Consider the following 23,647-nt stretch of genomic DNA (forward strand, 5'->3'; position numbering starts at 1 on the left):
CCGTCACACGAAAGCCTGCAGTCCCGTCTGCGCCCGTCCCAGGATGAGGGCGTGGACGTCGTGGGTCCCCTCGTAGGTGTTCACCGTCTCCAGGTTCATCATGTGGCGGATCACCTGAAACTCTTCCGAGATGCCATTGCCGCCATGCATGTCCCGCGACAGGCGGGCCACGTCCAGCGCCTTGCCGCAATTGTTCCGCTTGATCAGGCTGATCATCTCGGGCGCAGCCTTCCCCTCGTCCATCAGGCGCCCGACGCGCAGGCTGGCCTGCAGCCCCAGAGCGATCTCGGTCTGCATGTCGGCCAGCTTCTTCTGGAAGAGCTGGGTCTGCGCCAAGGGACGGCCGAACTGCTTGCGGTCCAGCCCGTATTGCCGCGCGGCCTGCCAGCAGAACTCTGCGGCCCCCATCACCCCCCAGGAGATCCCGTAGCGGGCGCGGTTCAGACAGCCGAAGGGCCCTTTCAGGCCCTCGACGCTGGGCAACAGCGCATCCTCTCCGACCTCGACGCCGTCCATGACGATCTCGCCGGTGATCGAGGCACGCAGGGACAGCTTGCCGCCGACCTTCGGCGCCGACAGCCCCGCCATGCTTTTTTCGAGCACGAAGCCGCGGATCTTGCCGTCATGCGCCTCGGACTTGGCCCAGACGACGAAGATATCGGCAATGGGCGCGTTCGAGATCCACATCTTGCTGCCGCTGATCCGGTAGCCCGTCGCCGTCTTTTCGGCGCGGGTCTTCATGCTGCCGGGGTCCGAGCCGGCATCGGGTTCGGTCAGGCCGAAGCAGCCGATCAACTCGCCCGAGGCGAGGCCCGGCAGATACTTCTGACGCTGCGCCTCGGACCCGTAGGCGTGGATCGGATACATCACCAAAGACGACTGCACCGACATCATCGACCGATAGCCCGAATCCACGCGCTCGATCTCTCGCGCCACAAGGCCGTAGGAAACGTAAGAGCCGCCAAGCCCGCCATATTCCTCGGGAATGGTTACGCCCAACAGACCCATTTCTCCCATCTCGCGGAAGATGCCCGGATCGGTCGTCTCGTCGCGATAGGCCGCGATCACGCGCGGTTGCAGCGCGTCCTGCGCATAGGATCGGGCGCCATCCACGACCATCCGCTCCTCGTCCGACAGCTGATCCGCCAGAAGCAGCGGATCGCTCCATTCGAACGACGACAGGTCGGGGCCGAAGCCGGCTTGCTGGGCGATGTCCTTCATTGCATCTCTCCGATCTGGGCGAGCCGGTCGGCGAAGACCTGCGTCAGCCAGTGCTTGAGGATCTTTCCGGTCGGCGCGGCGGGCAGCGTCCGCGCCAGGATGATATGTGTCGGCCGCTTGTACGGCGCCAGACGCTCGGCCGCAAAGGCGCGCAGCGTCGCGGGGTCCAGCGCCTTGGGATCGGCGCATTGCACGAAGGCGAGGATCTCTTCGTCGCCACCGGCCGCGCGCCCGATCACCGCGCATTGTACCACGTCCGGATGATCGTTCAGCGCCGCCTCCACCTCGGGGGGATAGACGTTGAAGCCGCCTCTGATGATCAGCTCCTTGCAGCGGCCCACGACGTGCAGCCGGCCCTCGCCGTCGATCCGGCTCAGATCGCCCGTTCTCAGCCAGCCCTCGGCGTCGATGGTCTGCGCCGTCAGGTCCGGCGCGCGGTAATACCCCGCCATGATGTGCGGCCCGCGCGACAGGATCTCGCCGACCCCCACCTCTCCGCCGCCCTTCGTCTCGTCTAGCGCGATCTCGATGCCGGGCAGGGCAGGGCCGACGCTGATATCGTCCAGACCGATGGGGTTGCGGGTCCCGCAGATCCCCGCGGTCGATTCCGTCATGCCGTAGCCGTTCTGGAGTGGCAGGCCGTAGAACGCCTCGGCCTTGCGTTTCCAGGCGGGATCCAACGGCGCGGCCCCGGACGAGACGTAGCGCAGGGCCGATCCCTCCAGCCGCCCGCCCCCCGTCCGGGCCAGATGCGCCATCAGGAGCGCGTGCATCTGCGGCACGCCCGGGAACACGGTCACGCCGTCCCGCAGCGCGGCGTGCAGGCGGTCGGCGGCGAACCGGGCCTCCAGCCGGATCGTCGACCCCGCATGATTGGCGGCCATAAGCATCGAGGCCAGCCCGAACACATGGGTCATCGGCAGGACGCCGTAGATGATGTCGGCCGGCGTCATGCCGCGTAGCTCGGCCGATGTCTTGCCCGCGAACCGCAGATTGGCGTGGGTCAGCATCACGCCCTTTGGCGCTCCCGTCGTGCCTGTCGTGTAGAGGATCACGGCCGTCCCCTCGGCCGCCGCCGCGCCGCCGCCCGACCCTTTGGCCAGGGCGAGACCGGTCTCGGTTTCCCCCGCACCCGCGGCCTCTGCGTGGTCGCGCGCCTCGGCCGAGATGTCGGTCGTATAGACGATCGCGCGCGGGCCGGCATGGTCGACGATACGAGCCAGTTCCGGCGCGCTGAGGCGGGCATTCACGGGAACGGCGATGGCCCCGCACAGGCTGGCGGCGAAGATCGCGACCGTCGCCGCGTGGCAATTCTCGGCCACCAGCACCAGCCGGTCGCCCCGGCCCAGCCCGGCATCTGCGAACCGTTCGGCCATCGCCTCGATCGCGGCGCGCTGGGCGGTGTAGGTGACGGACGTCCCGTCGCAATCCACGACGGCGACGGCGTCGGGGTCCTCGGCCGCCCGGTCGAAGACCAGATCGTGGATGGCCCCGCTCATGTCAGACGCTCGGGCGGGACGCGCTTGAACACGCCTTGCGCCGTGGCGATCGTGCGGCCGCCCTCGGTCTCCAGCACGCCGTCGATGAAGACCAGCGACCGGCCGCCGCCCGTCACCCGTCCCGTGGCCTCCAGCTCGTCGCCGGCGCGCGCGGGGGCCAGGAATTGGCTCGCCATGGACACCGTCAGAAAGGGCGCGCGCCCGCTCTCGTCGATCGTCAGGCTGGCCGTCGCGCCCATGGCGTTGTCCAGCAACGCGACCGCGATCCCGCCATGTAGCGCCCCGTGGCGATTGGTGTGGTCATCGGTCAGGGTCAGGCGGCATCGCGCGCGCCCGTCCCCCGCGCCGACGTCCAGCACGTAGCCGATCAGCCGCTGGGTCCCGGTCTCGCCTTCGATCAGGCCCATCAAGCGACCGCCAGCCGGATGAACCGTTCCAGATGGTAGAGCGTGTCGCCAAAGCGGTGATCCACCATCGTCAGGCGCCGGACCAGATGGCTGAGCTCGTATTCGTCGGTCATGCCGATGCCGCCATGCATCTGGATCGCCTCTTCGGCCACCAGTCGCGCGACCTCGCCGATCAGGTTCTTCGTCGCCGCGACATGGCGGTCCCTGTCCGGCCCGTCGACGTTCCCGGCCAGGTTCACGACGGCCGAGCGAGCCTGCTCGATCTCGATCAGCAGGTCGGCCATTCGGTGCTGGAGCACCTGGAACGTCCCGATGGGGCGTCCGAACTGCTTGCGGGTCTTCAGGTAGTCGGTCGTCAGGGCGCGGATCCTCTCCATCAGCCCCAGCGCTTCGGCACAAAGCGCCAGCGTGGCGCGGGCCTGCGCCTGCACGATCGCCTCCGTCGCGTCGCCCTCGCCCAGACGCTCTCCGGGCGTGTCGTTCAGCACGATATCGGCCGCAAAGCCGCCGCCCGTCATCGGGTAGTCGTGCATCTCCACCGCGTCCGGATCAACGCGCCAGAGCGTCAGGGCCTCGCCCTCGCGCGCCGATACGAGCAGTTCGTCGGCTGATGTGGCATGGGCGACGACCGCCTTGCGCCCGGTCAGCCGACCGTCCTCGACCCGCGTGTCGACACGGGTCGGATCGTACCGCCCGCCGGGCTCTCCATGGGCAAAGGCGAGCCTCGTCCCGCCCGCGATTACCGCCTCGACGTCGCCCCCCGCCGCGGCGACCAGCCCGCCCGACAGCACGCCGGTATCGAGCAGCGGCTCGGGCGAGCCCACACGCCCCAGTTCCTCGAAGACCAGCGCGATATCCCATCCGGTGCCCCCGAAGCCGCCCGCCTCCTCCGGGAACAGCGCGCCGATGACGCCCATCTCGGCCAGTCCGGCCCAGACCGTATCGGACGGCTCACGCAGGGGTCTCGCATAGGCATCCGCCAGATATCGGCGCAGCCCGTCCTGCAACATCCGCGCCTCGTCGGAGAGTTCGAAGTTCATCTCACAGCTCCAGCATCGTCTTGGCGATGATCGACCGCTGCACCTCGTTCGACCCGCCATAGATCGAGAGCTTGCGATTGTTCAGATAGGTCCGCGTCGCCGGCATCGCGTAATCGGGACCGGCGGATGGCTCGTTGGCACCTTCCAGCGCTTCGGACTGGAACGGGATCGCCCAGGGCCCGACGGCCGCCTTGGTCAGCGCGTTGATCTCTTGCCGGATGACGGTCCCCTTGAGCTTCAGCATCGAGGATTCCGGGCCCGGCGCCTGACCGGCCGCAGCGGCCGAAACGACGCGCAGATTGGTCGTGGCCATCGCCATCAGGTCGATCTCGACCCGCGCGATCCGGGCGGCGAAATGGGGGTTCTCGATCAGGGCGCGGTCGCCATCCCGCTCGGCCCGTGCGATCCGCTTCAGCGATTGCAGCCCCGCATTCGCGAACCCCACCCCCGCGATGTTCGTCCGCTCATGGGTCAGCAGGTACTTGGCATAGGTCCAGCCCTTGTTCTCGTCGCCCACCAGGTTCTCGGCGGGCACGCGGACATCCGAGAACCAGACCTCGTTCACCTCGACCCCGCCATCCAGAAGGGTAATGGGGCGGACCTCGACGCCCGGGCTCTCCATGTCGATCAGAAGGAAGCTGATCCCCTCTTGCGGCTTGCCCTCCTTCGAGGTGCGCACGAGGCAGAAGATCATGTTCGCGTGCTGGCCGAGCGTCGTCCACGTCTTCTGGCCGTTGACGACGTAGTGATCCTCGTCGCGCACCGCTTCGCATTTCAGCGAGGCCAGATCAGACCCCGCGCCCGGCTCCGAATAGCCCTGGCACCACCAATCCTCTCCCGAAAGGATCCGGGGCAGCCAGTGATCCTGCTGCGCCTTCGATCCGAACTTCTGCAGGACGGGTCCCAGCATGTGCAGGCCGAAGGGCACGATGCGCGGGGCATGGGCGGCGGTCGTCTCCTCTTCGAAGATATGGCGCTCGACGGCATCCCAACCGGTACCGCCAAATTCCTTCGGCCAGTTGCCCGCCAGCCAGCCACGCGCGTTCAGGATGGCGTGCCATTCCTCGTGGTCGGCCTTCGACAGCGCCTGCCCGGCGCGCACCTTGTCCGACAGCCGCGCGGGTAACTCGGCGGCGAGGAACTCGCGCACCTCCTGGCGGAAGGCCTTCTGATCGTCGGTGTAGTCCAGGTTCATGGCCGTCTCCTTTCAGAAGATCTCGAACAGGCCGGCGGCGCCCTGACCGCCTCCGACGCACATCGTGACGACGCCCAGCCTGGCGCCCCGGCGCCGGCCCTCCAGCATCAGGTGCCCGGTCATCCGGGCCCCCGTCATTCCGAACGGATGACCGACCGCGATGGATCCGCCGTCGACATTCATCCGGTCGTTGTCGATGCCCAGCCGGTCGCGGCAATAGAGCGCCTGCGAGGCGAAGGCCTCGTTCAATTCCCACAGGTCGATCTCGTCCACGCCCAGCCCGTGCCGCTCCAACAGGCGGGGCACCGCGAAGACGGGGCCGATGCCCATCTCGTCGGGCTCGCATCCGGCGACGGCGAAGCCGCGGAACCGGCCCAGGGGCTCCAGCCCCTCGCGCTCCGCGAGTTCGGCGGATGTCATCACAAGCGCCGCCGCCCCGTCGGAAAGCTGCGATGCGTTTCCGGCGGTAACGAACCGGTCCTCCCCCCGCACCGGAGAGAGCTTGCGCAGCCCCTCCAGCGTCGTGCCGGGCCGGTTGCATTCATCGCGGGTCACGGTCACCTCGCGCTCGCTCGTCTCGCCGGTCTCGCGGTCCTCGACGCGCATCGTGACGGTGATCGGCACGATCTCCGCATCGAACCGGCCGGCCTCCTGCGCGGCGGCGGTCCGTTCCTGGCTCTGCAGGCCCAAGGCGTCCTGCGCCTCGCGGTCGATGCCGTAGCGTTCGGCCACGATATCGGCCGTTTCGATCATCGGCAGGTAGAGATCCGGGCGATGCGTCTCGATCCAGGCTTCGCGCGAATGACGGGGAGGCGGCTGAACCAGGCTGATGCTCTCAAGCCCGCCGACCAGGACGGCGCCAGCGCCTTCGCCGATCATGTGGGCCCCCATCGCGATCGCCTGCAAGCCGCTGGCGCAGAAGCGGTTCACCGTCGTGCCCGCCACCGAGACGGGCAGGCCCGCGCGCAGGACGATCTGCCGGGCGATGTTGCCGCCGGTGACATGCTCGGGAAAGCCGCAGCCCCAGATGCTGTCCTCGATCAGAGCGGGGTCCAGCCCCGCCCGCTCGACGGCGGCGGCCGCGACATGGCCGCCTATCGTGGCGCCGTGGGTGGCGTTGAACGATCCGCGTCCGGCCTTGCCGATGCCGGTCCGCGCGACCGAGACGATGACGGCATCGGTCATGCCCGTCCTCCCGTGTTGAGATCGGCGAAGGTTCGTCCCTCGGCCACCAGTCGCTCCAGCAAGGGTGCGGGACGCCAGAAATGGTCGTCCTCCTCGGCGAAGGCGCGGATATCGGCCAGGATGCGGTCCATCCCCTCTGCATCCGCCCAGTGCATCGGGCCGCCCCTGTGGCGCGGGAACCCGTAGCCGTGCAGCAGGACGACATCGACGTCCAGCGGGCGCGCGGCGATGCCCTCGTCGACCACGCGGGCTGACTCGTTGACCATGGCCGCCATGTAGCGCCGGACGATCTCCTCGTCGGTGAAGGCGCGCTGGCCCTCCTGCGCCTCGGCGACGATGCGCGCGACCTCCGGATCCTCACGGCCCTTGGGGTCGTCGGAATAGTCGTAATAGCCGCGACCCGCCTTCCGCCCCAGCTGACCGGCATGATAGAGCGCGTCGGCAAAGACCGGACGCCGGTCCTTCGGATGGGCCGTCGCGGCTTTCCGTTCGCGGGTCATGAACCCGATATCCAGCCCGGCCAGATCGCTGACCTGATAGGGCCCCATGGGAAAGCCGAAGCCCCGGATCGCGCGGTCGACCTGATAGGGGCTGGCGCCGTCCAGCACCATGTGATCGGCGGCGGCGCGATAGGCCGACAGGATGCGATTGCCGATGAAGCCGTCGCAGACGCCCGCGCGCACGGCGATCTTGCCCAGCCGCTTGGCCAGCGCAAAGCCGGTGGCGACGACATCAGGTGCCGTTTCGTCGGCCACGACCACCTCCAGCAGTTTCATGACATGGGCAGGCGAGAAGAAGTGCAGGCCGATCACGTCTGCCGGCCGCGACGTGGCCGCCGCGATCTCGTTCACGTCCAGATAGGAGGTGTTCGTCGCCAGCACCGCGCCCGGCCTCATCGCGGCGTCCAGCGCGGCAAAGACCTCCCGCTTGACGTCCATCGCCTCGAACACCGCTTCGACCGCGAGATCCGCCTCGGACAGCGCGTCGTAATCCAGCGCCAGCGTCAGAGCCCCTTCGACCGCGGCACGATCCTTCAGCTTGCCGCGCTTCTCGGCGGCGTCGAGGTTCTTGCCGATCGTCGCGCGCGCGCGATCCAGCGCGTCGGTGTCCCGCTCGACCAGCGTGACGCGCAGGCCCGAAAGCAGCGCGGCCGTCGCGATGCCCGAGCCCATCGTGCCGCCGCCGACGATACCGACATGGCCGATGTCGCGCGGGGCGACGCCCTTGATCCCGGGCACCTTGGCGACGGCGCGTTCGGCAAAGAAGGCGTGGATCAGGCCCGCGCGCTGGGGCGTCTCCATCAGGTGATGGAAGAGCCGCCGCTCCTCGGCCAGACCATCGGCGAAAGGCAGGCGGGCGGACGTTTCGACCGCCTCCAGCGCGACCAGCGGGGCGACCTGGCCGCGAGCCCTCGCCTGCAGCGTCTTGCGCAGGTCCGACAGATCCTCTGCCTCGGGCGCGGCCATCCCGCCCGTGGGGCGCGGCGCGCTGCCGGCCAGTTCCTCTGCATAGGCCAGCCCGGCGGTGCGGACCTCGCCCTCGCCGATCCGATCGATCAGACCCATCTCTCGCGCCGCCTCGGCGCCGACCGGCCGCCCGCCGGTAATCATCTCGGCGGCCGCGCGCAGACCCGTCAGACGGGGCGTCCGCTGCGTGCCCCCGGAGCCCGGCAGGATGCCCAGCGTCACCTCGGGCAGTCCGAGCTTCGTCCCCGGCATCGCCAGCCGGTAATGGCAGCCCAACGCCACCTCCAGCCCACCGCCGAGCGAGGTGCCGTGGATCGCCGCGACGACGGGCTTGGGGCAGGCCTCGATTGCAGCGATCACGTCCGGCAGAAATGGTTCGACGGGCGGCTTGCCGAATTCCGAGATGTCGGCACCCCCTATGAACAGCCGCCCGGCGCCCAGGATCAGGATCGCCTCGGCTGGCCCTCTCTCCGCGTCGGCGATCGCCGCGGCCAGACCGGCCCGGACGGCGGCCGACAAGGCGTTCACCGGCGGGTTGTCGATGGTGACGACGGCGACGCGGCCCTCGATCTCGGTTCTCACGGGGTCCATCGCGTTCCTCTACCCAGCCGTCGGCTTTGTTTCAACATGCAACCCCCTGTTCCGCATCGCGGAACGCTATAGATCGGGCGACCGGCGGCCCGTCATCCGCTCCAGCTCTCGCACGGCGTCGCGCAGACGGGGTCCGACCTCCGCCTCCATCCGCTCGACCGACAAAACGTCCGGCCCCGCTCCGCAGGTGAAGACGACCGGCTCCGCGGTGTCGGCGGCATGGAACGGGGCCGAGACGGCGTGGATTCCGGCGGCGAAATAGGAATCCGGCGGGGCGATCACGTAGCCCCGCGTCATCACCTGCGCCCCCGCCTCGCGCCGGATCTCGGCCGCGCGCTCAGGTGTCAGGCCGCGGTCGCCCCGGGCCTCGGCCACCACGGCGGCGAAGTCCGGCTCGGAGAGGCTGGCCAGGAAGGCATGGCCCGAGGACGAGCCGTTCAGCGGCGGCCGGTGCCCCACTTCCAGCCACAGCGACGACACGCCGGACGGCCGCCAGGTCTTGGCGATCAGCATCCGCGCCCCGTCCCGCACCAGCAGCAGCGCCAGCGTCCCGGTCTCGTCCGCCACGCGCTGCATCAGGGGCCCCGACAGTTCGACGAAAGAGATCGAGGCCGCCGCCACGTTCCCCAGCGCCAGAAGCGACGGCCCCGGCCGGTACCGGTCGCCGCGTCCCGCCTGCGTCAGATAGCCCAGCCGCCCTAGCGTGAAGGTCAGCCGCGAAACGGTGGATTTCGGCAGCCCCGTCCGCTGCGCCAGTTCGCCGTTCGACAAGCCGTCATCAGACGGGCGAAAGGCGCGCAGCACGGACAGCCCCCGGGCGAGAGTGGTGGCGAAGCGGCGGTCGGTCTGGTCGTCCATCGGGGTCACATCGAATAGGGGATCAACAGAGAGATCACGGGGAACGCCATGATCGCCAGCAGTACCAGCACGTCCACCGTCAGAAACCGCAGGATGCCCGCGAAGATCCGGTCCAGCGGCACGTCGCGCCCGACGACATTCGCGATGACGAACACGTTCAGTCCCACGGGCGGCGTGATCAGCCCGATCTCCAGCAGCTTGATGACGACGACGCCGAACCAGATCAGATCGAAGCCGTAGCTTTCCACCAGCGGGATCATCAGCGGCAGGGTCAGGACCATGATCCCGATCGGGTCCAGGAACATGCCGAGCAGCAGGTAGATCAGCGCGATGGCCAGCATCAGCAGGACCGGCGAGGGCTGTGCCGCGGTGACGGCGCCGACGATCTCGGGCGCGACGCCGGTCAGCGCGATGAAGGCGACGAAGATCTTGGCCGCCGCCGCGATCAGGAAGATCGACGCGGTCTGGATCGCCGTCTCGCGGCCCGCCTCCAGCAGGCTGCGCAGGGTCAGGCGGCGTTGGGCGAACCCGATCAGGACGGCGGCGACCACGCAGACGGCGGCCGCTTCGGTCGCGGTGAAGATGCCGCCATAGATGCCGCCGACGATGATGACGAAGAGCAGGACGGCAGGCCAGGCCGCCCAGGCGGCGCGGGCCCGGTCGCGCAGGGTCGTGGTCTCGTCCGGCGTCGGCGCGGCGTCGGGGTCGCGCCAGACCCAGATGCCGATCACCAGCAGGAAGCCCAGCAGCGACAGAAGGCCGGGCAAGATGCCCGCCAGGAACAGGGACGAGATCGAGGTCTCGGTGAAGATGCCGTAGATGATGAACAGAACCGAGGGCGGGATCAGGCTGCCCAGGGTGCCCCCCGCCGCGACTGACGCGGTGGCAAGACGCTTGTCGTAGCCCATTCGCAGCATCTCGGGCGAGCAGATGCGCCCCATCGTCGAGGCGCAGGCGATGGACGACCCGGTGATCGCCGAAAAGCCGCCGCAGCCCATCACGCTCGCCATCGCCACGCCGCCCGGCACACGGGCCAGCCAGACGCGGGCGGCGTAGTAGATCTTGGTGGTGATGTCCGCCCGGTAGGCGATGTGTCCCAACGCCACGAAGAGCGGGATCATCGACAGGTCGTAGGAATGGATCAGGTCGAACGAGTTCGAGAAGATCATAGAGACGGTGGGCCGCAGCGCCCGCAGCGGCGTGAAATCCCCGGTGCGGAATGCGAACAGCACGAAGCTGCCCATCGCCGCGACACCCGCCAGCGCAAAGGCGATCGGCACCCGGATCGCGAGCAGGCCGATGACGGCGGCAAAGGCCACCAGGCCGATCGTGCCTCCGTCCATCTAGGGGTCCTCCAGCAGGTCCTTGGCCGTCTCGGGCGCGTCCAGATGCCCGCCCGCCCGGATCGTCCGCAGGTCGCCCGCGACCATCACCGCCAGCCGCAGCCAGCAGAAGGACAAGCCCACCAGGAAGACCACTCGGCCGGGCCATTTCGGCAGCGACAGCTCTCCGAAGAAGAATGTGCCCGACTGCAGGGTCGAGGCCGCCTCGCGCCACCCGGCCCAGATCAGCGGCGCCAGCGCGAAGAGGCCGAACAGGCTGCCGAAGACGATCAGGTAGTCCTGCAGGCGCGCGGGCATCATCTTGGTCACGAACTCGACCACGATATGCGACCGGGCGGCCGTCGCGGCCGCCAATGGCAGCACGATGGCCGCCACCATCAATTCGCGCACCATGACGATGGCGTCGGGGATCCCCGTGTTGAACGCCGCCCGCGCCACGACGTTCGCAGTGATCAACAGGCCGAGGCCCGCGATCGCGAAGACCGACAGGTCAAGCAGCAGCCGTTCGATCCGTGCCAGCATGGGTCAGCCCGCCAAGGGGGGCGCCCGAAGGCGCCCCGCTCCGGCTCAGCTCCGCTCCCAGGGGTAGCCCTGGCTGTCGCGCAGACCTTCGTACTTTTCGAGCAGCGCGCGGTATTCCTCCAGCAGCGCCGCGCCGTCGAGGCCCATGTCGTTCGCGTTCTCCACCCACTCGTCGACATAGGTGCGCCCGCGCTCGATCAGGGCGTCGCGCTCGGCGGCGTCCAGCTCGATGATCTCCACGCCGGCCGCGCGCATCGTCTCGATGGCGGCCTCGTTGTCGGCCGTGACCAGTTCGCCCATCTTGTCGGCCATTGCGACGCCCGCATCGTTCAGAGCGGTCTTCACGTCGTCCGGCAGGCCATCATAGACGTCCTTGTTCATGAAGATGCCAAGCGCCCCGACCTGTCCCCAATCCAGCAGCGTGTAGGAGGTCATCACCTCCTGCTGCTTGAGCGCGGCGACCGCGTAGGAATAGCCCTGCGAACAGTCCAGAAGGCCGGTATCGAGCCCCTGATAGGCGTCGTAGATCGACATCGCGACCATGTTGGCGCCCAGATCGCCGAAGGTCTTGCCGTAGGCGCCGACGCCCCGGACCTTGAGCCCCTCGATATCGGCGACGCTGCGGATGGCGGCGTCCTTGCAGCCGATATTCACCGCGCTCGTGGTGAAGGTCCCCAGATAGACGAGGTTCTGGTCCGCAAGGCTCGCCTGGATCGCCTCCGAGCCGCGCATCAGCTCGTCGGTGGCGCGCATGCCGACCCAGGGATCGGCGTTCTGCAGCGGCAGGTCGGCGATTCCGTAGCCCACCATTTCCTGCGGGAAGTAGACGCCGATGATTGTGCCCAGATCGGCGACGCCGTCGGAGATGGACTGGCGCGCGGCATTGGCCTTGAACAGGGCGCCGCCCCACTGGACGTCGATCTGAAGGTCGGCATTGGCCTCGGCGGTGTCCACGAAGTGTTGCAGCGCCGCGGCCCGTGCGCCCCGGTTCGGCCCGGCCTCGCCCAGGATCAGGTTCGTCTGGGCCCATGCCGCGCCCACCGACAGGCCGAGCGCCACGGCCGCCGTGCAAAGTCGTCTCATTATGTCTCCTCCCTATGCCTGTTCCGCTATGCGAAATAGCGTTCGGCTGATTGAAACGTTAGGAGGTCGCGCCCGCGCTGGCAAGCATCCCGTCCGCCCTATCCCGAAGCGGGCTGCCCCCGCCCCAGGATCTGTCGCAGGGCCGTCGGCAGCACCAGCACGACGCCGATTGCGGTTGGCCACGGGCTCGGCGCGACCAGCAGGATCGCCGCCACCGCCATCAGCGCCCGCTCGAAGGCGTAGAGCGGCCCGAACAGCCAGCCCGCAAAGGCGGCAGACAGCGCGTAGATCCCCGCCATCGCGCCCAGAGTCGCGAGCCAGAATTCGCCCCAGGTGAACCCGTCCACCACGATCAGCAACGACGGAGAGAACACGAAGACGAAGGGCACCAGCACCTTGCCCATCCCCAGCCGGAACGCCGTGTTGCCCGCCTTGAACGGATCCGCCCCCGCGATCCCCGCCGCCGCATAGGCGGCCAGCGCCACCGGCGGCGTGATGTCCGCCAACACGCCGTAATAGAAGACGAAGAAGTGGGCCACGATGGGCTGCACCCCCAGCGCGCCAAGGATCGGGGCGGCGATGGCGATCATGATCAGGTAGTTCGCCGTGGTCGGGATGCCGCAGCCCATCAGCACGCAGACCAGCGCCGTCATGAGCAGCGTGAACAGCAGCGTCAGACCCGCCGGGTCGGTCAGGAACGGCACGATGGGCGTCACCGCCTCGGCCCATTGCCCTGCGGTCGAGGTGACCAGATAGACGATCTTGAAGCCGACGCCGGTCAGCGTGACGACCCCGATGATGACGCCCACCAGCGCGGCGGCCGCCGTCACCGACAGCGACATCCGCGCGCCCTGCACGAACGCGTCGATCAGGTCGCGCCAGCCCAGCCGGCAGGTCGGGTTCATCCAGCCCAGCCGCGCAAGCCCGGTCTGCGCCAGACCCACCGCGATGCAGGACAGGATGCCCCAGAAGGCGGCGTTGTAGGGCGTGCGTCCCGAAAGCAGGATCGACACCAGCAGGATGAGCGGCACCACCGTGAGCCAGTCGCGGGCCAGCACGGCCATCACGCGCGGGATCTCGTCGCGGCTCAGGCCCCGCAGACCGCGGCGCTTGGCCTCCAGGTGGACCTGAACGATCACGCCGAAGAAGTGCATGAAGGCGGGCACCAGCGCCGCCGTCAGGATCGTCGTCAGCGGGACGCCCAGATATTCGATCATCAGGAAGGCGACGGCGCCCATGACGGGTGGCGTGATCTGCCCCCCGGTCGAGGCGGCGGCCTCCACGGCGGCGGCGAAATGCTTCGGGTAGCCGATCTTGCGCATCGCCGGGATCGTCAGCGCGCCGGTCGTCACCGTGTTCGCGATCGACGAGCCCGAGATCGAGCCAAGCATCGCCGAAGACAGCACCGACACCTTCGCGGGCCCGCCCGAGAACCGCCCCGCCACGGCCGAGGCCATGTCGATGAACAACTGCCCCAGCCCGATCCGCGTCGCCAGTACGCCGAACAGGACGAAGTGGAACACGTAGGTCGAGATGACGATCAGCGCGGTGCCGTAGATGCCCTGGCTGGTCAGGTAGAGATGGTTGACGATGTTGCTCCAGGACGCGCCGGGATGTTGCAGCACGCCGGGCATCGACTGACCGAAATAGGCGTAGGCCATGAACAACAGCGCGATGACGGGCAGCGGCCAGCCCATCGCCCGCCGCGTCGCCTCCAGCAGGACGAGGATCAGGATCGTGCCCATCGTCAGGTCGGTGGCGTTCGGGTTGCCGACCCGAAAGGCGAGGTCGTCGTAGATCCAGGCGACGTAATAGGCCGACACGATCCCCAGGATCGCCAGGGCCCAGTCCCAGACCGGCAGGCCCAGTGGCCTCAGCAGGCCGGGCTCGGTCTCGCCCCGGCCCCAGATCGCGAAGGACAGAAAGATCAGGCCCAGGGTGAAGGACAGATGCAGGCCCATATGGTTGGTGGCCCGCGGGATGCCGAACCCGGCGGTGTAGGTGTGGTAGACCGACAGGACGAAGAGCGCGACGGTGATCGCGCGGGTCAGGGGTTTGCTCAGGGGGCGAAAGCGGCTCTCGGGGTCGAAGCGTTCCTCGATCTCGCGCAGCTCCTCGGCGCTCAACTCGCGGTCCGTCTCCGCCTGTCCGGCCCCCCGGCCCTGACCTGACGCGCCCGCGCCGCTGCGTTGCTCGGCCATGTCCCGCCCTCCGGATGGAATTCGGGGGGCGCAATCGGCGCCCCCCGTCTGGTCTTTACTGAAGCAGGCCCGCTTCGAGGTAGAAACGTTCCGCGCCGGGGTGCAGCGGGATGCCGATCCCGTCCAGCGCCGTCTCCGGCGTGATCTGGGCGCCCTTGGCGTGGCCCGCATCCAGCAGCTTCCGCGTGTTCTCGTTCCAGAGCGCGGCCGTGATCTGGTAGATCAGCTCCTCGGGCTGGTTGGCGCTGGTGATCCACTGCGCGCCCACCGAAATCGTGGCCGTATCCGCATCGACGCCTTCATAGGTCCCGGCCGGGATCAGGTCCTCGGCGAAGAAGCCGTATTCCTCGAAGATGCCTTCCGCCTCGGCGCCCGCAATGGGGACGAGAGTGATCTCGTGCTGGCTGGCCAGCTCGGCGATGCCGCCCGCCGGGAAGCCGCCCACGAAGAAGAAGGCGTCCAGCGCGCCGTCGCGCATCCGCTCGCCGGCCTGGTTTGGCTTGAGGTATTCGGGCTCGATATCCTCTTCGGACAGGCCGTAGGCGTCCAGGATGATCCGTGCGTCCACCAGCGTGCCGGATCCCGGCTCGTCCAGGCTGACGCGCTTGCCCGCCAGGTCGGCGACCGAAGCGATGCCCGCATCCGCGCTCGCGACCAGGTGGATCGATTCCGGGTAGAGGTTGGCGATGGCGCGCAGCTCCTCGACGGCGTCCCGGCCCTCCCAGATGCCGGTGCCGGTCTGCGCCCAGGTGGCGACGTCCGATTGCGCGAAGCCCGATTCCAGCGCGCCGCCCGCGATGGCGTTCACGTTGGCGACCGAGCCGTTCGCCGACAGCGCCGAGGCCACCAGACCCGGGACGCCGCAGGATCCGCCCTCCTCGCAGGGGCGCGATCCCGGCGGGTTCGAGATGGCGTTCGCGATCAGACCGCCTATCGGATAATAGGTCCCCGCCGTGCCCCCCGTCCCGATGCGGAAGAATTGCGGTGCCTGCGCCAATGCGGCGCCCGCCACGCCGACGGCCGCCACTACAGCGGCAAGGATCACGGATCGTCTTGACGTCATTGGAGTCTCTCCTGCTTGTCACGGCCCGGGCGGGCCGCCTCCCTGCGCCATCCTCATGTGCCGTCAGGTCACTTGGCAAGCGCCATTCGCGGCACCGCGCCGGTGCGGGCCTACCCGGCTGTCAGGAACTCGCGCCGCACGAGACCCGGTCGCAGCGCCTCCAGCGCCGTCAGGATGTGGTGGACCGGCCGCTCCGTCGCCATGCGCAGCGCGGGCGCGAAGGGCGGCAGGTTGGTGCATTCCAGCACGACGGCCTCTTGGTCGGTGAGGTTCTGGTGCACGGTCGCGACCACCTCCGCCTCGGCGCGTGCGAAGTCGATCCGGTCGCGGCCGTTGCCGATCACGTCGCGCAGATGCCCGTCCGGCGGCAGCCCCGTGAAGGCAACGTTGCGCCAGCCCGCCAGATGCGCCGGGCCCAGCGCACAGGCATCGTAGGTCAGCAGCAGGCTCTCTTCGACCGGCGGCGCGTTCAGGACCGAGGCCAGGAACGGCCGGTCCGCGAGCCGAGCGAGATGGTCGTGCCACGGCGCCAGGAATCCGCAGGAGGTGGTGACCAGCTCGCCCCGCGCGCGCGCCAGAGCCGCCTCGAACGGCGCGACGTCCAGAAGCTCCGGCTGCCAATGCACCGCCTGCGCCACGGTGACCGGTACGCGCAGGATCTCGACCGGCTCGCGGTAGCTGGCGGGGCAGGCCACGTCGCCCGGGATCCGCGGAAAGGCCGTGTCCAGCATCAGCACGGTCAGGGCGGGCGCCGCCATCCCTAGCGCTGGGCCGCCACGAATTCGGGCAGCCAGGTCGCAAGCTCGGGGAAGATCACCAGGATCACCACCATTAGCAGCATAAGCCCCACCATCGGCAGCGCGACCTTGGCGATGTAGCCGATCTCGTGCCCGGTCATGCCCTGCAGCACGAACAGGTTGAACCCGATGGGCGGCGTGACCTGAGCCATCTCGACCACGACGACGACGAAGATGCCGAACCAGATCAGGTCGATTCCGGCGGCGCGCACCATCGGCTCCACGATCGCGATGGTCAGAACGATCGAAGAGATCCCGTCCAGGAACATTCCGAGGATGATGTAGAACAGCGTCAGCGCCGCGATCAGCGTGACCGGAGACAGCTCCAGTGTCTCGATGAACTCGGCCAGCGCGCGGGGCAGGCCGGTGAATCCCATCGACAGCGACAGGAACGCCGCACCCATCAGGATCAGCGCGATCATGGCCGAGGTCCGCGTGGCCCCCATCAGCGCGGTGGTGAAGGTCTCCCAGGTCAGGCTCCGCTGCGCTGCCGCCAGAAGCAGCGCGCCGATCACGCCGACGGCGGCGGCCTCGGTCGCGGTGGCGTAGCCTAGGAACATGGACCCGATCACCACCGTCACCAGCGACATGACCGGAATCAGAAAGCGGCTCTCGCGGAACCGCTCGCCCAGCGGCATGGCCGGTTCGGGGACGGCGCGCTCGCTCGGCCGGGCGTAGTGCATGACGACGATGTAGCTTGCAAACAGGCCCGCCAGGACGAGACCCGGCAGGACGCCCGCGATGAAGAGGCTGGTGATGCTCTCGTTTATCGAGACGCCGTAGACGATCAGCGCCAGCGATGGAGGGATCATCAGGCCCAGCGTCGCCGCGCCCGCCAGCGTGCCGATGACCATATGTTCGGGATAGCCGCGCGCGCGCAGCTCCGGGATCGACATCTTGCCCACCGTGGTCAGCGTCGCCGCCGACGAACCCGACACGGCCGCAAACAGCGTGCATCCCGCGATGTTGGTATGCAGCAGCCCCCCCGGCAGCCCCCGCACCCAAGGCGCGAGGCCGCGGAACATGTCCTCGGACAGGCGCGTGCGGTAGAGGATCTCTCCCATCCAGATGAAGAGCGGCAGCGCCGTCAGCGTCCAGGACGACGACATCGCCCAGATCGTCGTCACCATCGCGTCGCCCGCGGGCCGCACGGTGAACAGCTCCATCCCGACCCAGGCCACGCCCATCAGCGCAAGGCCCACCCAGACCGAACCGCCCAGAAGCAGGAACAGCGTGAACAGGAAGATGATCGTCGCCGCGAGTTCGGTCATTCCATCGCCTCCGCCACGATCTGCCGCTCGCGCGTGGCCAGCGTGCGGATCAACAGGTCCCACAGGCAGATCGCCAGCAGGATCGCCCCGGCCGACATGACAAGCTGCGGGATCCAGATCGGGGTGTAGGACCAGCCCGTACCACCCTCGAATTCCAGCCGGAAGGCCGAGATCAGCCAGTCCGGCAGCCGGTCCTGCCCTTGCGTGCGGTCATTCAGCATCTCTGACAGGATCGTCGCCTTGACGGCGAAGCGCGCGAAGTAGGTGGCCGTGACGGCGGCGACGAACAGGGCCGCGACATCCAGCCAGCGCGACAGGAACGGGTTGATGTTCAGGAAGATCGCCACCCGGATATGCGCCCCCCGCGTCATCGCGTAGGCCAGAGCGAAGAAGCTGGCCCCCGCCATCGCGTAGCCCGCGTAATTGGTCGATCCGGGGAATGCCGTGCCGGTCCAGCGGGCGATCATCTGCGCCACGATCAGGCCCAGGATCGTCACGAGGAACAGGGCGGCCACCACGCCGCCCGCGACATAGATCGCGTCCAGCGCCCGCCAGACGGGCCGCATCGCCCGGGCCATGGCCGGCCCGGCGAAGGCGGCGGCCAGCGCCAGCACACTCGGCAGCACGAACAGCCAGACCCAGAGCGGCAGGCCCAGAAAGGGGGACCAGTCATTCATCGGCGGGCGGTCCCATGCCTCGGGCACGGAACGGGGGCCGCGCGGGCCGAGCGACCGTATCCCTCGCCGTCATTCGCGGCATGGAACACGGCCGCGGGCATGCCGGTCCGATCTGCCGTCCGCAGGCCGCAACGCGCAGGTCCGAAGCCCTGACGCGGCAGGCCCCGGCCCGCAAGCCGGGCTGACCGGGGCCGCACGCTCAGTTGCCTTCGTAGGCGTCGAGGATGGCCTGCCCGGTCTCTCCGGTCTCGGCCAGCCACTGCTCCTGCATCTTGGCGCCGATCGCGTCCAGTTCCTCAGCGAAGGTGCCGGAGGCATCGGTCACGGTCATGCCGTTCTTCTCCAGCTCGTCGAAGTAGAAATTCGTCAATTCCTCCGAGCGGGCCATGCAATCGGCGGCGGTCTCGTCGGCGGCGCGCTGGACCCCTTCCTTCACGCCGTCATCCAGCCCGTCCCAGACCGCCTTGTTCACCATCACGTAGTTGCGTGGCATCCAGGCGTTGACCTTGTAATAGTGGCTCAGATGCTCCCAGACCTTGCGGTCGTAGCCCGTGGCGCCGGACGAGATGAAGGCTTCGGCCACGCCCGTTGCAAGCGCCTGGGACAGCTCGGCCGCCTCGACCTGCACCGGCACCATGCCCAATTCCTCGGCGAAGGTGGCGGTGGCGGTGTTGTAGCTGCGGAACTTCAGCCCGGCCGTGTCCTCGGACGAGGCGACCTCCTTGTTGAAATAGAAGCCCTGTCCCGGCCACGGGCAGGTATAGAGCGTCACGAGGTTCTGGCCCTCCAGCTCTTCGGTCACGGCGTCGCGGGCGGCCTGCCACAGCGCCTCGTTCTGCTCGAAGGTGGTGGCGACGAAGGGCACGTTGTCCCAGGCGAACAGCGCGCTCTCGTTGGCATGGGCGCTCATCAGTCGCTCGCCGATGGGCACCTGCCCGGTCTGGATCGCGCGCTTGATGTCGCCGCCGCCGAACAGGCTGCCGCCCGCATGGACGGTGATGTCGATGGCGCCGTCGGTGTACTCGCGGACCTTGTCGGCGAAGACCACGCCCATCTCGGAATGGAAGTTCGAGGCCGCATAGGCCATCGGCATGTCCCAGGATTGGGCGTGCCCGTCGGCCAGCGCGGGCGTGGCGAAGGCCATCGCGGCGATCAGTGCGTGTCTCATGTCTTTCTCCCTGAGTGTCTCTCGGGCGCGAATGCGGACCAGTCTTCGCCGGCCTCTTTCCCGATCATCCCGGCGACGATGCGACCCGTCTTGGGGCCACCTGTCAACCCGACATGCTGGTGCCCGAAGGCGAGGAAGGCGCCCGATGCCTCTCCGATAAGCGGCAGGCTGTCCGCGGTGGCAGGGCGGTGACCCAGCCACTCGCGCTCTTCCTTCCAGGTCAGGTCGGGGAACAGCGCCGCGATCCTCCGGCGCAGCATGGTCAGCGGCGCGCGGCTGGCGGGGGCGCGCAGGCCACCGAACTCCACCACCCCGGCGCAGCGGATGCGGCCCTCCATTGCGTTCACGGCGAACTTGCCCTCGGCCACCATCATCGAATCGCGCGGAAAGGCCGACGGCGCGACCAGCTCCACGTGATAGCCCCGCTCGGTCTCGAAGCGCAGCGCCCGCGCGCCCAGCTTGCGCGCCAAGGGCGCCGCCCAGGCCCCCAGCGCGATGACCACCGCGTCGCCTCCGACGCGCCCCGCGTCGGTCTCCAAGGCCGTGCACCGCCCGTCCTCCAGCACCACATCCGCGACCGAGGCCCGTACGAAGTCGCCCCCCTCGGCCCGGAAATGATCGAAGAGCGCGGCGACATAGGCCCCTGGGTCGCTGATCCGCCCATGGTCCCGGCAAACAACGACGCGGGCGAACCGTCCGCGCCAGAACGGATCGTCATAGGCGTCGCCCGCCACCTCCTCGAAGCGCACACCGGCATCGCGCCGGATCCCCCAGCCCCACTCGTCCGCCCGCCGCGCGGCGTCGGACCCGTAGCCGAAGGCGTAGTCATGGGGATGCACGAACCGCTCCGCCCCCGTGCCGCGCGCCAGATCCAGATGCTGCGCCTGCGCGTCGCCCAGCAGCCGCGCCATCGCCCCCGCATAGTGGCGCACATGGGCCTCGGTCGCATGCCCCAGATACGCTCGCAGGAACCCCGCCAGCCGCGGCAGGTAGCCCCAGCGCAGAAACAGGGGCGACGACCGGTCCAGCAGCATCCCGGGCGCCCGCCGCGCCAGCCCCGGCACCGTCACCGGGATCACCCCGCCCGCGGCCAGCACGCCCGCATTCCCGTGGCTCGCCTCCGCCGCCGGCCCGTCGCGATCCACCAGCGTCACGTCGTGCCCGGCGCGCTGGCACCAGATCGCCGTCGCCACGCCCACGATCCCCGCGCCTGCCACCACAACCCGCATGTGGACCTCCCCCTCGTGCCCGCCTACCAACCCCCACCGGAGGGAGTCGCCCATGTCCGCCAAAGCGTCCGCCAAACCGGCCGTCACACCGATGATGGCCCAGTATCTCGAGATCAAGGCAGAGGCGGGCGATGCCCTGCTCTTCTACCGCATGGGCGACTTTTACGAGCTGTTCTTCGACGATGCCGTGGCCGCGGCCGCGGCCCTCGACATCTCGCTGACCAAACGCGGAGAGCATCTGGGCCAGCCCATTCCCATGTGCGGCGTGCCCGTGCATTCGGCGGAAAGCTACCTGATGACGCTGATCCGCAAGGGCTTTCGCGTCGCCGTGGGCGAGCAACTCGAAACCCCCGAACAGGCCAGGAAGCGTGGCGGCTCCAAGGCGGTGGTCGAGCGCGGCATCGTGCGCCTGGTCACGCCCGGCACGCTGACCGAGGATACGCTGCTGGATGCGCGGGCCCACAACTATCTCGCCGCCTTCGCCACGATCCGGGACGATTGCGCGCTGGCCTGGGCCGATATCTCGACCGGAGAGTTCCGGGTCGCGCCCTGTCCGGCCGTCCGCCTGGGGCCCGATCTGGCGCGCCTCGGCGTGCGCGAGGTGCTTCTGCCCGACGGCTCCGACCGCCGCGAGACGGTCGAGGAGGCGGGCGCACAGGTCACCGAACTGGCCCGCGCCTCATTCGACAGCGCCGGGGCCGAGGACCGGCTGACCCGCCTCTTCGGCGTCGCCTCGCTCGAGGCGTTCGGCACGTTCACCCGGCCGGAGGTCGCGGCGATGGGCGCGCTGATCGACTACGTGGACCTCACGCAGCGCGGCCAGCTGCCGCTCATGCGCCCGCCCCGGAGGGAGGCGGCGTCGGACCAGCTCCAGATCGACGCGGCCACGCGGCGCAACCTCGAACTGGTGCGCGGCGCGAGCGGGGGGCGCGAGGGCTCGCTGCTCTGGGCCATCGACCGGACGGTGACGGCGGGCGGCGCGCGCCTGCTGGAACGCCGCGTCGCCGCGCCGTCGACGCGGGTGGCGACGATCCGGGACAGGCTGGACGCGGTGCAATGGGCGGTCGAGGATCCGATCCTCTCGGACGAGATCCGCGCCACGTTGCGCCGCTCGGCGGATATGGACCGCGCGCTGTCGCGTCTCTCGCTGGATCGGGGCGGCCCGCGCGACCTCGGCGCGATCCGCGCCGGGCTCGAGGCGGGGGCGGCCTTGGCCGAGCGCCTGGCCGATCCTCCGCTGGACCTGTCCGCACTGACCGCCGCGCCGGACTTGCGCGCCCTTCTGGTCCGCGCGCTGGTGGCCGAGCCGCCCGCCCGCCTCTCGGACGGGGGCGCGATCGCGGCGGGCTACGACGACGAACTCGACGAGGCTCGCACCCTGCGCGACGAAGGTCGCGGCGTGATCGCCTCGCTTCAGGCGAAATACGCCGAGGCGACGGGCATCGCCTCGCTCAAGGTCAAGCACAACAACGTGCTGGGCTACTTCGTGGAAACCACCGCGACCCACGAGGCGGCCATGCGCGAGCGGGCGGACACCTTCATCCACCGCCAGACGACGGCGAACCAGCTTCGCTGGACGACGGTGGAACTCTCGGATCTCGAAACCCGTATCCTGAACGCCGCCTCCCGCGCGGCCGACCTGGAGGCCCGCGCCTTCGCCGCCCTGCGCGACGCCGTCCTCGCGGCCGCGCCCGACCTCTTCGCCTGCGCCCGCGCGCTGGCCGAACTCGACGTGACCACGGCGCTTGCGGATCTGGCGCGCGGCCTCGACTGGTGCCGCCCCCGGATCGACGACAGCCGCGCCTTCGAGGTGACGGCCGGGCGCCATCCGGTCGTCGAACGGGCCCTGCGCGCCACGGGGCAGCCCTTCGTCGCCAATGACACCCGCCTGACCGCCGAGGAGGGCGCCGCGATCCGCCTTCTGACCGGACCGAACATGGCCGGCAAGTCGACCTGGCTGCGCCAGAACGCGCTGATCGCCGTGCTGGCGCAGATGGGCGCCTACGTCCCCGCGGCGGAGGCGCATATCGGAACGGTCAGCCAGCTCTTCAGCCGGGTCGGCGCGTCCGACGATCTGGCGCGGGGCCGCTCCACCTTCATGGTCGAGATGGTCGAGACGGCGGCCATCCTGAACCAGGCCGACGACCGCGCGCTCGTGATCCTGGACGAGATCGGGCGCGGCACGGCCACTTATGACGGCCTCTCGATCGCGTGGGCGACGCTCGAACACCTGCACGACGTGAACCGGTGCCGGGCGCTCTTCGCGACCCATTACCACGAGATGACGGCCCTGGCCGCGCGCCTGCCGGGGGTCGAGAACCGCACCGTCGCGGTCAAGGAATGGGATGGCGACGTCATCTTCCTGCACGAGGTCCGCGATGGCGCCGCCGACCGCTCCTACGGGGTACAGGTGGCCAAGCTCGCCGGCCTTCCGCCCGCCGTCGTCGCCCGCGCCCGCGAAGTGCTGGACGCGCTCGAGTCGGGCGAACAGGGGACCCGGCCCAAGGCGCTGATCGACGATTTGCCCCTCTTCAGCGCCGCATCCGCGCCCCCGCCCGCGCCCGCTCCTGCAAAGGAGGGCGCCGTCGAGACCCGCCTCCGCGACATCCTCCCAGACGAGCTCACCCCCCGCGAAGCGCTCGACCTGATCTACGAGCTCCGCCGCCTCGCCGATCCCTGAACTCTGCGCCGGAGGGGTATCGATCCGCGCGACCATCCCGACCTCTCTGCTGACCTCCTCGAGACACGCTCGAGCCGATCACGCCCCCCCACTTTCTCTGCTTTCCAAATATCCCAGGGGTCTGGGGGCAGAGCCCCCAGCCGGGTCGAAG

The 23,647-nt window shown here is 69.2% G+C and carries 19 protein-coding genes; 1 reads left to right on the top strand and 18 read right to left on the bottom strand.

Features of this window, described 5'->3' with window-relative positions:
* Positions 1 to 3: 3 nt before the first annotated feature.
* The 18 genes from jaqu_RS01820 to jaqu_RS01905 all read right to left on the bottom strand — a co-directional run bounded on the left by jaqu_RS01820 (position 4) and on the right by jaqu_RS01905 (position 20,870).
* The gene (locus jaqu_RS01820; protein WP_043917234.1) at positions 4 to 1,221 is read right to left on the bottom strand and encodes an acyl-CoA dehydrogenase; all 1,218 of its coding nucleotides are present in this window, start codon (positions 1,219 to 1,221) and stop codon (positions 4 to 6) included.
* The gene (locus jaqu_RS01825; RefSeq protein ID WP_043917235.1) at positions 1,218 to 2,720 is read right to left on the bottom strand and encodes a class I adenylate-forming enzyme family protein; all 1,503 of its coding nucleotides are present in this window, start codon (positions 2,718 to 2,720) and stop codon (positions 1,218 to 1,220) included. The genes jaqu_RS01820 and jaqu_RS01825 overlap by 4 nt, the downstream gene beginning before the upstream one ends.
* Positions 2,717 to 3,127 carry a PaaI family thioesterase gene (locus jaqu_RS01830; protein WP_043917236.1) on the bottom strand — a complete coding sequence of 137 codons (411 nt, stop codon included), beginning with the start codon at positions 3,125 to 3,127 and terminating at the stop codon, positions 2,717 to 2,719. The genes jaqu_RS01825 and jaqu_RS01830 overlap by 4 nt, the downstream gene beginning before the upstream one ends.
* The gene (locus tag jaqu_RS01835) at positions 3,127 to 4,167 is read right to left on the bottom strand and encodes an acyl-CoA dehydrogenase family protein (RefSeq protein ID WP_043917237.1); all 1,041 of its coding nucleotides are present in this window, start codon (positions 4,165 to 4,167) and stop codon (positions 3,127 to 3,129) included. The genes jaqu_RS01830 and jaqu_RS01835 overlap by 1 nt, the downstream gene beginning before the upstream one ends.
* Position 4,168: 1 nt before the next feature.
* Positions 4,169 to 5,362 (bottom strand): acyl-CoA dehydrogenase family protein, encoded by a 1,194-nt coding sequence (locus tag jaqu_RS01840; protein ID WP_043917238.1) that lies wholly within the window; start codon positions 5,360 to 5,362, stop codon positions 4,169 to 4,171.
* Positions 5,363 to 5,374: 12 nt separating this feature from the next.
* Positions 5,375 to 6,547: an acetyl-CoA C-acyltransferase gene (locus tag jaqu_RS01845; RefSeq protein ID WP_043917239.1), complete on the bottom strand. Its 1,173-nt coding sequence runs from the start codon at positions 6,545 to 6,547 to the stop codon at positions 5,375 to 5,377.
* Complete coding sequence (locus jaqu_RS01850) at positions 6,544 to 8,604, bottom strand: 3-hydroxyacyl-CoA dehydrogenase NAD-binding domain-containing protein (protein ID WP_043917240.1); 2,061 nt, start codon at positions 8,602 to 8,604, stop codon at positions 6,544 to 6,546. Before jaqu_RS01850 ends, jaqu_RS01845 begins: the two co-directional genes overlap by 4 nt.
* A 66-nt stretch (positions 8,605 to 8,670) precedes the next feature.
* A complete protein-coding gene (locus jaqu_RS01855) occupies positions 8,671 to 9,462 on the bottom strand; it encodes an IclR family transcriptional regulator (protein WP_043917241.1) in 792 nt (263 codons plus the stop codon).
* Positions 9,463 to 9,467: 5 nt separating this feature from the next.
* Positions 9,468 to 10,805, bottom strand: a complete 1,338-nt coding sequence (locus jaqu_RS01860; protein WP_043917242.1) for a TRAP transporter large permease — start codon at positions 10,803 to 10,805, stop codon at positions 9,468 to 9,470.
* Positions 10,806 to 11,327: a TRAP transporter small permease gene (locus jaqu_RS01865; RefSeq protein WP_043917243.1), complete on the bottom strand. Its 522-nt coding sequence runs from the start codon at positions 11,325 to 11,327 to the stop codon at positions 10,806 to 10,808.
* Between the two features lie 45 nt (positions 11,328 to 11,372).
* On the bottom strand, positions 11,373 to 12,410 hold the full coding sequence (locus jaqu_RS01870) for a C4-dicarboxylate TRAP transporter substrate-binding protein (protein WP_043917244.1): 1,038 nt from the start codon (positions 12,408 to 12,410) through the stop codon (positions 11,373 to 11,375).
* A gap of 98 nt (positions 12,411 to 12,508) precedes the next feature.
* Positions 12,509 to 14,611 carry a TRAP transporter permease gene (locus jaqu_RS01875; protein ID WP_043917245.1) on the bottom strand — a complete coding sequence of 701 codons (2,103 nt, stop codon included), beginning with the start codon at positions 14,609 to 14,611 and terminating at the stop codon, positions 12,509 to 12,511.
* A gap of 55 nt (positions 14,612 to 14,666) precedes the next feature.
* Positions 14,667 to 15,674, bottom strand: coding sequence for a TAXI family TRAP transporter solute-binding subunit (locus tag jaqu_RS01880; protein ID WP_043917246.1), 1,008 nt, complete (start codon positions 15,672 to 15,674; stop codon positions 14,667 to 14,669).
* Between the two features lie 110 nt (positions 15,675 to 15,784).
* Positions 15,785 to 16,432 (bottom strand): aspartate/glutamate racemase family protein, encoded by a 648-nt coding sequence (locus tag jaqu_RS01885; protein WP_043917247.1) that lies wholly within the window; start codon positions 16,430 to 16,432, stop codon positions 15,785 to 15,787.
* A 2-nt stretch (positions 16,433 to 16,434) separates the two neighbouring features.
* On the bottom strand, positions 16,435 to 17,742 hold the full coding sequence (locus tag jaqu_RS01890) for a TRAP transporter large permease (protein ID WP_043917248.1): 1,308 nt from the start codon (positions 17,740 to 17,742) through the stop codon (positions 16,435 to 16,437).
* Entirely contained in the window at positions 17,739 to 18,419 is a 681-nt protein-coding gene (locus tag jaqu_RS01895) for a TRAP transporter small permease (RefSeq protein WP_043917249.1), read from the bottom strand. Before jaqu_RS01895 ends, jaqu_RS01890 begins: the two co-directional genes overlap by 4 nt.
* 199 nt (positions 18,420 to 18,618) lie before the next feature.
* On the bottom strand, positions 18,619 to 19,587 hold the full coding sequence (locus tag jaqu_RS01900; protein WP_043917250.1) for a TRAP transporter substrate-binding protein: 969 nt from the start codon (positions 19,585 to 19,587) through the stop codon (positions 18,619 to 18,621).
* Positions 19,584 to 20,870, bottom strand: a complete 1,287-nt coding sequence (locus jaqu_RS01905; RefSeq protein WP_236687719.1) for an NAD(P)/FAD-dependent oxidoreductase — start codon at positions 20,868 to 20,870, stop codon at positions 19,584 to 19,586. Before jaqu_RS01905 ends, jaqu_RS01900 begins: the two co-directional genes overlap by 4 nt.
* Here jaqu_RS01905 and mutS point away from each other — a divergent pair.
* Positions 20,869 to 23,496 carry a DNA mismatch repair protein MutS gene (gene mutS / locus jaqu_RS01910; protein ID WP_043917252.1) on the top strand — a complete coding sequence of 876 codons (2,628 nt, stop codon included), beginning with the start codon at positions 20,869 to 20,871 and terminating at the stop codon, positions 23,494 to 23,496. The two genes, jaqu_RS01905 and mutS, sit on opposite strands and share 2 nt — an antisense overlap.
* Positions 23,497 to 23,647: the final 151 nt, after the last annotated feature.

This window comes from Jannaschia aquimarina (genome assembly GCF_000877395.1).
GTDB lineage: Bacteria > Pseudomonadota > Alphaproteobacteria > Rhodobacterales > Rhodobacteraceae > Jannaschia > Jannaschia aquimarina.

What these genes read in the sequence shown, in the direction of transcription:
- jaqu_RS01880 (WP_043917246.1), bottom strand. Translation starts at nt 15,674, where the DNA reads ATGACGTCAAGACGATCCGTGATCCTTGCCGCTGTAGTGGCGGCCGTC.
- mutS (WP_043917252.1), top strand. Translation starts at nt 20,869, where the DNA reads ATGTCCGCCAAAGCGTCCGCCAAACCGGCCGTCACACCGATGATGGCC.
- jaqu_RS01850 (WP_043917240.1), bottom strand. Translation starts at nt 8,604, where the DNA reads ATGGACCCCGTGAGAACCGAGATCGAGGGCCGCGTCGCCGTCGTCACC.
- jaqu_RS01830 (WP_043917236.1), bottom strand. Translation starts at nt 3,127, where the DNA reads ATGGGCCTGATCGAAGGCGAGACCGGGACCCAGCGGCTGATCGGCTAC.
- jaqu_RS01890 (WP_043917248.1), bottom strand. Translation starts at nt 17,742, where the DNA reads ATGACCGAACTCGCGGCGACGATCATCTTCCTGTTCACGCTGTTCCTG.
- jaqu_RS01860 (WP_043917242.1), bottom strand. Translation starts at nt 10,805, where the DNA reads ATGGACGGAGGCACGATCGGCCTGGTGGCCTTTGCCGCCGTCATCGGC.
- jaqu_RS01820 (WP_043917234.1), bottom strand. Translation starts at nt 1,221, where the DNA reads ATGAAGGACATCGCCCAGCAAGCCGGCTTCGGCCCCGACCTGTCGTCG.
- jaqu_RS01885 (WP_043917247.1), bottom strand. Translation starts at nt 16,432, where the DNA reads ATGGCGGCGCCCGCCCTGACCGTGCTGATGCTGGACACGGCCTTTCCG.
- jaqu_RS01875 (WP_043917245.1), bottom strand. Translation starts at nt 14,611, where the DNA reads ATGGCCGAGCAACGCAGCGGCGCGGGCGCGTCAGGTCAGGGCCGGGGG.
- jaqu_RS01900 (WP_043917250.1), bottom strand. Translation starts at nt 19,587, where the DNA reads ATGAGACACGCACTGATCGCCGCGATGGCCTTCGCCACGCCCGCGCTG.
- jaqu_RS01840 (WP_043917238.1), bottom strand. Translation starts at nt 5,362, where the DNA reads ATGAACCTGGACTACACCGACGATCAGAAGGCCTTCCGCCAGGAGGTG.
- jaqu_RS01870 (WP_043917244.1), bottom strand. Translation starts at nt 12,410, where the DNA reads ATGAGACGACTTTGCACGGCGGCCGTGGCGCTCGGCCTGTCGGTGGGC.
- jaqu_RS01855 (WP_043917241.1), bottom strand. Translation starts at nt 9,462, where the DNA reads ATGGACGACCAGACCGACCGCCGCTTCGCCACCACTCTCGCCCGGGGG.
- jaqu_RS01865 (WP_043917243.1), bottom strand. Translation starts at nt 11,327, where the DNA reads ATGCTGGCACGGATCGAACGGCTGCTGCTTGACCTGTCGGTCTTCGCG.
- jaqu_RS01845 (WP_043917239.1), bottom strand. Translation starts at nt 6,547, where the DNA reads ATGACCGATGCCGTCATCGTCTCGGTCGCGCGGACCGGCATCGGCAAG.
- jaqu_RS01835 (WP_043917237.1), bottom strand. Translation starts at nt 4,167, where the DNA reads ATGAACTTCGAACTCTCCGACGAGGCGCGGATGTTGCAGGACGGGCTG.
- jaqu_RS01895 (WP_043917249.1), bottom strand. Translation starts at nt 18,419, where the DNA reads ATGAATGACTGGTCCCCCTTTCTGGGCCTGCCGCTCTGGGTCTGGCTG.
- jaqu_RS01825 (WP_043917235.1), bottom strand. Translation starts at nt 2,720, where the DNA reads ATGAGCGGGGCCATCCACGATCTGGTCTTCGACCGGGCGGCCGAGGAC.
- jaqu_RS01905 (WP_236687719.1), bottom strand. Translation starts at nt 20,870, where the DNA reads ATGGGCGACTCCCTCCGGTGGGGGTTGGTAGGCGGGCACGAGGGGGAG.